The 6,588-nt window shown below is 34.5% G+C and carries 7 protein-coding genes and 1 tRNA gene; 3 read left to right on the top strand and 5 right to left on the bottom strand.

Translation table 11 applies throughout. The annotated features are described in order from the left end of the window. Window positions 1–37: 37 nt before the first annotated feature. The gene (locus AC2A1D_RS06655) at window positions 38–1,096 is read right to left on the bottom strand and encodes an IS110 family RNA-guided transposase (RefSeq protein WP_484042850.1); all 1,059 of its coding nucleotides are present in this window, start codon (window positions 1,094–1,096) and stop codon (window positions 38–40) included. 445 nt (window positions 1,097–1,541) lie between these two features. Here AC2A1D_RS06655 and AC2A1D_RS06650 point away from each other — a divergent pair, with 445 nt between their 5' ends. Further along, window positions 1,542–2,054, top strand: a complete 513-nt coding sequence (locus tag AC2A1D_RS06650) for a tetratricopeptide repeat protein (protein ID WP_484042849.1) — start codon at window positions 1,542–1,544, stop codon at window positions 2,052–2,054. A gap of 322 nt (window positions 2,055–2,376) precedes the next feature. On the opposite strand, the gene AC2A1D_RS06645 is transcribed toward AC2A1D_RS06650, so the two are convergent. From AC2A1D_RS06645 to holA, 4 genes are all read right to left on the bottom strand, one after another. Beyond that, window positions 2,377–2,464, bottom strand: a tRNA-Ser gene (locus AC2A1D_RS06645). 128 nt (window positions 2,465–2,592) lie between these two features. After that, a complete protein-coding gene (crcB, locus tag AC2A1D_RS06640; RefSeq protein WP_484042848.1) occupies window positions 2,593–2,961 on the bottom strand; it encodes a fluoride efflux transporter CrcB in 369 nt (122 codons plus the stop codon). A gap of 45 nt (window positions 2,962–3,006) precedes the next feature. Continuing rightward, the gene (trxB, locus tag AC2A1D_RS06635) at window positions 3,007–3,948 is read right to left on the bottom strand and encodes a thioredoxin-disulfide reductase (RefSeq protein WP_484042847.1); all 942 of its coding nucleotides are present in this window, start codon (window positions 3,946–3,948) and stop codon (window positions 3,007–3,009) included. A gap of 258 nt (window positions 3,949–4,206) precedes the next feature. Continuing rightward, entirely contained in the window at window positions 4,207–5,244 is a 1,038-nt protein-coding gene (gene holA, locus AC2A1D_RS06630; protein WP_484042846.1) for a DNA polymerase III subunit delta, read from the bottom strand. A 7-nt stretch (window positions 5,245–5,251) separates the two neighbouring features. On the opposite strand from holA, the gene AC2A1D_RS06625 reads away from it, so the two are divergent. Further along, window positions 5,252–5,683, top strand: coding sequence for a type I restriction enzyme HsdR N-terminal domain-containing protein (locus AC2A1D_RS06625; RefSeq protein ID WP_484042845.1), 432 nt, complete (start codon window positions 5,252–5,254; stop codon window positions 5,681–5,683). 147 nt (window positions 5,684–5,830) lie between these two features. Next, window positions 5,831–6,574: a dienelactone hydrolase family protein gene (locus tag AC2A1D_RS06620; RefSeq protein WP_484042844.1), complete on the top strand. Its 744-nt coding sequence runs from the start codon at window positions 5,831–5,833 to the stop codon at window positions 6,572–6,574. Window positions 6,575–6,588 lie beyond the last annotated feature (14 nt).

Below are 6,588 nucleotides of genomic sequence, written 5' to 3'. Positions count from 1 at the left end.
TATTCTATGACAAAAAACAAGTAAAAAAACACTTTTTTTAAGCGGCATATTGCATCGTTTTTACATAAGGTGTTTTGCGTTGAATGACAGAAAATATCCGACTCAACATCTTGCATTTCAAAACATTGAGAACTACTAAACTATGTTTACCTTCTGCCTTCTTACGCTCGTAATATAGTGCTAATTCTTTGTCGTATTTTATCGCTGTTAAAATGCTTAAATGAAGCAACGATTTCATCTTTTTATCCGCAAACGGACTCACTCTGGTTTTGCCTCTCACCGACGTTCCTGAACTGTGTTCAAACGGAGCTACTCCACTATAACAGGCGAATTTTCGCCAAGTTTTAAATCTCGTAAATCCCTTTGTTACCAAAAGCAAATACATAGAAACCATCTCACCCACTCCCGGAATAGTCTTCAAAAGCTCCTGTTGTTGCTTTAATTCCTCGTTACTGCGGATTAACACACTGATTTCCTCTGTCACTAATTCTAATTGCTTTTGAAGCTGTTTTATGGTCTTTTTGTTGATTTTCATCAATGTTTTTGTTACTTCTGAACTGTAAAACGTTTCGCATTCACCTGTTCTGGAAAAGGTTTTGATGCTGGATACTAATTTTTCACGCTCCGCAAACAATAGCTGCAGTTTCTGATAACATTCCGCTGGAAAGGTACTTAACTGAATTTTATCCCAGTTTCTAACGCCATAACACGCTATCTGAAAACAATCCAATCGATCCGTTTGGCCTCTTGTTATCCCTTGTGAACGCTTGATTTCCAAGGAAGGTACTTCACTGTAGCATAAACCCAATTCGCTCAGTACAAAACTTAATATTGCACTGTAAATTCCTGTGTTTTCAAAGATAATCAGTGTTTCTTCGGCTTCTTTTAATTCATTAATGAACTTCTGAATGCTTTTCTGTTCGTTCTGTATTTTGCCGTGGGAAAGTCTGTCTCCATCTTGATTCAACAGACAATAATCTAACGTCTTTTTCGAAACATCGATACCTAAATAATTTTTGTAAGTTTTGCTTTTTTTCATAGTTTTACGCTCTATTTTAAATGGGTTGGGTTCTTTAAAATCTTTAATAGTTCTCATCTAATATTCTATTTTAAGCGGACTCAACCTTTTTCTATACTTAGGACTAATATGTTCGTTAAACCTTATGTCTGGTGTATTAGCTAGTTCACCTAAGGATAGAGTTATTAAAGGTATTTATTTTATCATTATTTTTATGACTACAAAGTAAAGAGTGTATTAGCAAAAGCGGACTTTACTTCGACAAGCTCAGCAACCAAAATACTCAAATTGAAACCTAACGAAGTGGTTCGACAGAGTCAAAATTTGAATATTCTTCGCCGCCACTGCTTTTCAATTCCGTATTTTATTTGTAATTTCACTTCACCGAAAAAGCATTGGCTTCAGTTGGTTGAAAACTGATCTTTGACTTCGTCGAACCACTTTGTTAGGTTTCAATCAATTCTTCCCTTCGCTTCGTCGGAAGTTTTTGGTTAGCAGAAATATTATAAAACAATCTGTATAAATGATGGAAAACAATCAAACTTGGGAACTTGAGTTGGAAGAAATTTGGGAATTAATTGGAACAGTTCCAGACAAACAGTTTATAAATTCAATTTTTGAACACACTAATAAATTAAGCGAATCAACTCAAAAAGCCATAATCTCATTTGAAAGAGCGTGTGCTTTTGACTCAACTGGAAATGAAATAAAAGCTGAACCTCTTTATAGAGAAGCAATTAAAGAAGGACTTGAAGGATTAAGAAGACGAAGAGCAAACATTCAACTCGCAAGTACTTTGAGAAATAACGGAAAAATAGATGAAAGTATTAAAATATTAAGAAATGAAAAGCTGAGTTATTCTGATGAATTAGATGATGCTGTTGATATATTTCTTGCTTTATCTCTCTCTTCAAAAAACGAATTTAGAGAAGCTCTTTCACTTACAATAAAATCATTGTCAAAATATTTGCCTCGCTATCAAAAATCAACTTTTAATTATGCAAGTGAACTTGAAAATAATAAAAGTATCTGTTAATATATTCTATAACAAAAAACAAGTAAAAAAACACATTTTTTATAAAGAATAATAGGTTGAATGTTTTGCTCATTTTGTGACAACTTTAAATGATTAATAAATTACTTTTTGTTACCACTTTTTGCAAGATGTGCAATCCTTAAACAGCCTATTAGTCGGGTTTTCCAGAAATTTTAGTGACCTGTTTTACTATTTTCAAATAGGTCATTAAATAGGTCACTTTTATTTTGATATATTTTGATATATTTAGACACTATATCAAAAACAAAAAACGCTGTAAACATATTGTTTACAGCGTTTTAGATTATTTTGGTTTCCCAACTGGCGGAGAGTGAGGGATTCGAACCCCCGGACCTGTTACAGTCAACAGTTTTCAAGACTGCCGCAATCGACCACTCTGCCAACTCTCCTTACTTGCTACGATCTCTCGTTTTCAGTGGTGCAAATATAGAGCGTTTTTTTCTTTTCCCAAAACATTTTTAAGGTAAATTTTATTCAAAATTAATAATCAATTCAAAATCAGACGATTTATTTTTCTTTACATTATATTTTGAATCTTCATTCCGCCAAAAACAGCGATGAATCCTAGCAAAATACTAAAAACGATGTATAAAATTAAAGTTGCAAATTGTTGGTTTTCCCAAAGTGAGTAATTTTCTATACTGAATGTCGAAAATGTGGTAAAACCACCGCAAAGACCTGTGATAAGAAAATATTTTAGATAATTATCACTCTTCATGAAATAAGACGTAAAAAAACCAATCATAAAACATCCCAAAACATTTACTAAAAGCGTTCCAAGAGGAAAACTTCCAATCTTAACCAGTTTTTGCGTATACATCGAGATAAGATAGCGCAAAACGCTTCCTACTCCACCCCCAAGGAAAATGTAGACTAAATTTCTCATAAAAAGAAACGCACCTTTCGGTGCGTTCTATATTTTAAATTGATATTAATGTAATTCTGCCAAATATTTTTCGGCATCCATTGCTGCCATACAACCGCTTCCTGCAGCTGTAATTGCCTGTCTGTAGATATGATCCTGCACATCACCTGCAGCAAAAACTCCTGGTAAATTGGTTCTAGAAGAACCTTTTTCTGTTACGATATATCCGTTTTCATCTAAATCGATTTGTCCTACAAAAATATCTGTATTGGGTTTGTGACCGATTGCAATGAAAATACCGTGAACATCAACTGTAGATTTTTCTTGAGTTTGGTTGTTGATTACCACTGCTCTTTCTACTAAGTTGTTTTCGCCTTCAATACCGATTAATTCGTGGTGAAATTTCACTTCAATATTCGGAGTATTTTCTACACGGTGAACCATTGCTTTTGAAGCTCTGAACTCGCCTTTTCTTACCAACATCGTTACTTTATTCACCAATTTAGCAAGATAAGTTGCTTCTTCAGCTGCTGTATCTCCCGCTCCTACAACTACAACATCTTTTCCTCTGTAGAAAAATCCGTCGCAGGTAGCACATGCAGAAACCCCTCCTCCATTGTATTTTTTCTCGTCATCAAGACCAAGATATTTTGCCGTTGCTCCGGTAGAAATAATCACTGATTTAGCAAAAATCTCCTTATTTCCTGCATATAATTTATGAACACCGCCTACTTCTTTAGAAAACTCAACTTTAGTAATCATTTCGTAATGAACTTTTGTATCGAATCTTTCTGCTTGTTTCTGAAGGTCCATCATCATTTCTGGCCCTGTAATTCCTGCAGGATATCCTGGGAAATTATCAACTTCAGTAGTGGTAGTTAATTGTCCGCCCGGTTCAAGACCAGTGTATAATTCAGGTTTTAAATCTGCTCTTGCTGCGTATATTGCTGCCGTGAAACCTGAAGGTCCTGATCCGATGATCACACAATCTAAAATATTTTGTTCCATAAATTTATTTATCTATTTCAAAGATGCTAATTTCGTAATTTTATATGTTTTATTGAAAGAAATTTAATGATAGTTGTCAATATTCGTTATGTAGGTTTTCAATAATACTTTTGTTTTGGAATCTACTTTGCGACCCGACCTGAATGGAGCTCTTTTTGTGCAGCGAAGCGGAGCAAAAAAGCGGGAATGGAGGGCGGAATTTGTCGCCATAATAAAAAAATTACTTGCAAACCAAAATTGGCAACTCACTATCCACTTTTACACCTTCATTTTAATCTTATCCACATTAATAATTTTGTAGACCAACTCTCGAATCAGCTCTGCATCATCCATGTTTACAGCGCCTAAACCTTTTCCTTTCATGTCGAATTCGCGTAAAATAGAAATCACTCTTGTGGCGTGTTTTAGGGGATAAAATCTCGCAGCTTCGGCAAAATCTTTCACAAAATAAGGATTGATACCCATTTGCGAAGCAATAGTTTGCGGCGATTGTCCCGCCATTGTGTTGTAAATAATAATGTTCGAAAAATAATTGTACAAACTCGCCAACATCATCACAAAAGGGTTGTTTTTAGGGTTTTTGCCCATGTAAAAAGCAATTTTCATGGCGGCATCTGCATTTTTCTGTCCCAGAGCTTTTTGCAACTCAAAAACGTTGTATTCTTTGGAAATTCCGATGTGGTTTTCTACTAAAGTTCCGTCTAAAACTTCTCCTTCTTTCAGAATCATTTTTAGTTTTCCGAGTTCGTTGGCAATTCTGGAAAGGTCGTTTCCAAGATACTCTGCGAGAAGATGGGAAATGTTTGGAGCTGTTTTTATCGAAAGTCTAATGCATTCATCGGCAATCCATTTCGCAAGGTTGAAGTCTTTTACCGCTTCACTCAAAAATAAAAACTTGCCTTTATCCAAAAGCTTCGTGACCTTTTTGCGACTGTCTAACTTCTTGTGTTTGTGGGCAAAAACTAAAACTGTGGACGGAATTGGGTTTTCGCAATACGTTTCGAACGCTTTGGTTTCATCTTCGCCCATCCTCAAATCTTGCGCTTCTTTCACAATAATCACTTGTTTGTCTCCCATCATCGGAAATTGTCTTGCTAAAGATAAAATTTCAGGGTAAGTGGTATCTTTTCCGTACACAACTGTTTGGTTGAAGGCTTTTTCGTCTTCAGAAAGAAAATCGTGTTCAAGCGCTTTTACAGCAAGGTCAATAAAGTAAGGTTCTTCTCCGTGGAAAAAATAAATCGGTAATACTTCTTTATTTTTAATATTTTTGAGGATTAAATCTAATTCTTTCATCGTATAAATGGAACTTCCAAAACTGAATTTTCAGGAAACTTTTGATTTTAAATTCAAGAAAGACAAAGATAAGTTTTTTATTTATGATTTGGTTCGAAAGACCTACCTTTTGCTTACTCCCGAAGAATGGGTAAGGCAACATTGGGTACATTATTATATGACGGTAAAATCTTATTCGGCTTCTGCTTTAATTACTGAAAAAAAAATCCTTCTGAATGGTTTAACCAAAAGAATAGACCTTTTAATTACCGAAAAAACGCAGCCTAAAATTTTAATTGAATGTAAAGCGCCGCACATTAAATTAACCGAAAAAACCTTCGAACAAACGGCAAGATACAACTCAATTATTGGTGCCTCTGAAATTATTTTAACAAACGGTTTGCAACATATTTATGCGTATTACGAAAACGGGCAATATCAATTTTACAGACCTGAATAATATTTAATCTAAACATTAATTAAAATTCATAAATCATTATAATAAAATAATTTACGATATTTATTTAAAGTTGAATTTATTTAAAAAACGAATCATAGTTTTAATTAAATTTGCCAAAGATTCACAATCAAAAAACAGATATTTAAAATGATTAAATCACTTTTTATCACTGCAACATTACTGACTTCCACTGCGGTTTTCAGTCAGAATTTAAAGAAAGTTTCTTACCATGACGGAGCTCAAAAACTGAATGGTTTGGTAACCTCAAACGCTGGTAAAAAACTTCCAGGAGTATTAATTCTTCCCGCTTGGAAAGGCATCGACGAAGAAGCAAAAACAGCAGCAAAAAATTTAGAAAAGCAAGGCTACATTGCTTTTATTGCAGATATTTATGGCGAAGGAAATATCCCAACCGACAATGCTTCTGCAGCAAAAACAGCGGGTTTTTACAAGAAAGATTTTCAAGCTTATCAAAAGAGAATTTCTTTAGCATTAGAACAATTGAAGAAAAACGGAGCAAATCCTGAGAAAATCGCCGTTATTGGTTATTGTTTTGGCGGAACCGGAGCATTGGAATCTGCAAGAGGAAAACTTCCTGTATTGGGCGTTGTTTCCATCCACGGAAGCATTGGAAAAGACCAAACCAGACCGAATGAAGCGATTTCCACAAAAATTTTAGTTGAAAATCCTGCCGAAGACAAGAGCGTAACGCCAGAAGATTACAATAATTTGGTGAAAGAAATGAACGATGGAAAAGCAGATTGGCAAATTATAACGTACGCCAATTCTAAGCATACTTTTACCAATCCCGAATCTCCTGATTATAATGAAGTAATGGCAAAAAGAGCTTGGAATCACACTCTTTTATTTTTGCAAGAACTTTTGAAATAAAACTAAAAAAGCAG

The organism is Chryseobacterium sp. HNCC26DJ239 (genome assembly GCF_057180445.1).
The sequence above is the reverse complement of the archived record's forward strand: the minus strand, read 5'-3'. Positions and strand labels throughout refer to the sequence as shown.